Annotated in this window: 3 protein-coding genes; all 3 read right to left on the reverse strand. The window is 75.3% G+C overall.

Going from position 1 to position 1,029, the window contains the following annotated elements:
• Nucleotides 1–128: FAD-dependent oxidoreductase (locus tag G3I65_RS51945; RefSeq protein ID WP_160703436.1), on the reverse strand; the 128-nt coding region annotated here is incomplete at its 3' end.
• Entirely contained in the window at nucleotides 125–379 is a 255-nt protein-coding gene (locus G3I65_RS51950; RefSeq protein WP_160703438.1) for a (2Fe-2S)-binding protein, read from the reverse strand. The genes G3I65_RS51950 and G3I65_RS51945, both read right to left, overlap by 4 nt.
• On the reverse strand, nucleotides 376–1,029 hold a 654-nt coding region (locus G3I65_RS51955; protein ID WP_160703440.1), incomplete at its 5' end, for an FAD-binding oxidoreductase. The genes G3I65_RS51955 and G3I65_RS51950, both read right to left, overlap by 4 nt.

Here is a 1,029-nt window from a genome sequence, read left to right on the forward strand (position 1 = left end):
TGCCGGTGGTACTGCCCGCCCGGTGCGTCGGACTGGTCCAGGATCGTGACGTCGGCCCCGGCGCGCACCGCGTGTTCGGCGGCCGCGAGCCCGGCGGGCCCGGCGCCGACGATGACCACCCGCGTCACGCGTCCTCCCGGGACTGGGTCAGGATTTCGTCGCCGTCCACGGCGCGACGGCGGCAGGCGCGGACGTCGGGGACGCCGTTCACGGTCAGCAGGCAGTCGAAGCAGGCGCCGATCCCGCAGAACACGCCGCGCGGCGCGCCGGACCGCGTGGTGCGCCAGGACCGCCGCCCGGCCGCCAGCAGGACGGCCGCCACGGTCTGGCCTTCGACGCCCGGCACGCGTTCGCCGTCGACGGTGATTTCGAGGCTCACGCGACCACCGCCGGACGGTCCACAGTGAACTCTTCGACCGGCATCGACGGCTCGTCCCCGGTGAGCAGCTCGCGCAGCAGGCGTGCGGTGCCGACGCTCAGGCCGATGCCCGCGCCTTCGTGTCCCGTTGCGTGCCAAAGGTTTCCGAGCCGGGGATCCTCGCCCAGCACCGGCAGGTGATCGTCCACATAGGGCCGGAAGCCGCCGTAGGCCCGCATCACCGCCGCGTCGGCGAGGGCGGGGAACAGCCGGACGGCCTTGGCCGCGATGGCGCCGAGTACTTCGGGCCGGATCGCGTCGTCGAAGCCCACCCGGCGGCGCGACGAGCCGATCAGCACGGTGCCGCCGCGCGTCGACTCGACCACGGCGGAGGTCTGCAGGTCGCCGCTGCCGGTGCCGACCGCCCCGACGTAGTCGGCGTCGTAGACCTTGTGCCGCACCACGCCGGGCATCGGGGTGGTCACCAGCACCTCCCCGCGGCGCGGCCGGACGGCGACCGGGGCGCCGAGCCGCGCTGACACCTCCCCGGCCCACGGGCCCGCCGCGTTCACGACGACGTCCGCGTCGAGGACTTCGCCGGGTACGCGGATCCCGGTCAGCCGGCCGCCTTCGACGCGGGCGCCGATCACCTCGGTGTCCGCGCGCAGCCG

It is taken from the genome of Amycolatopsis sp. SID8362 (assembly GCF_010550475.1).
GTDB classification, from domain to species: Bacteria; Actinomycetota; Actinomycetes; order Mycobacteriales; family Pseudonocardiaceae; genus Amycolatopsis; species Amycolatopsis eburnea.